This window comes from Aminobacter sp. P4_D5, from assembly GCF_056401815.1.
The window spans coordinates 1-773 of the sequence record NZ_JBFUIP010000600.1 but is presented as its reverse complement, the minus strand read 5'-3'; the positions used below and the strand labels follow the sequence as shown (position 1 = coordinate 773).

1 protein-coding gene is annotated in these 773 nt (G+C 67.3%); it reads left to right on the top strand.

Going from position 1 to position 773, the window contains the following annotated elements:
• A partial coding sequence (locus tag AC1DWF_RS33770; protein WP_476842855.1) for a class I tRNA ligase family protein occupies nt 1–773 on the top strand: 773 nt, incomplete at both ends.

Sequence of the window (773 nt, the reverse complement as noted above, 5' to 3'; positions counted from 1 at the left end):
GCGCTGAACAAGATCCTGAAGGACGTCATCAACCGCGCCGCGCAGATGGCCGGCAAGGACGCCAACTACATCCCCGGCTGGGACTGCCATGGCCTGCCGATCGAATGGAAGGTCGAGGAGGAGTATCGCAACCCCAAGGGGAAGTATCAGGGCGGCCGCAAGAAGGACGACGTGCCGGTGCTGGAGTTCCGCGCGGAGTGCCGGGCCTATGCCGCGCATTGGCTGGGCGTGCAGCGCGAGGAGTTCGAGCGGCTGGGCGTCGCCGGCGACTGGCCCGACCGCTACGCCACCATGGATTTTCCCTCCGAGGCGGTGATCGCCGGCGAGATCGGCAAGTTCCTGATGAACGGCTCGCTCTATCGCGGGCTGCGGCCGGTGATGTGGAGCCCGGTCGAGAAGACCGCGCTCGCCGAGGCCGAGATCGAGTACCACGACCATGTGAGCCCGACGCTCTGGGCTCGCTTCCCGCTGCTGACCGGCCAGTTTGCCGGCGCCTGCATCGTGATCTGGACGACGACGCCCTGGACCATCCCGGGCAACCGCGCCGTCGCCTACGGGCCGGAGATCGACTACGCGATCGTGCATGTGGTGGATGTCCGTGAGAACAGCCACCTCAAGCCCGGCGAGACGGTGATCGTGGCGTTGCCGCTGCTGCCGAAGTTCTCGGAGGATGCGGGCCTCGTGGCCCATGTCATCAAGCAGGTGGTCAAGGGCACGGCGCTGGAGGGCAGCATCGCCGCCCATCCCCTGCGCGGGCAGGGCTACGACTTCGA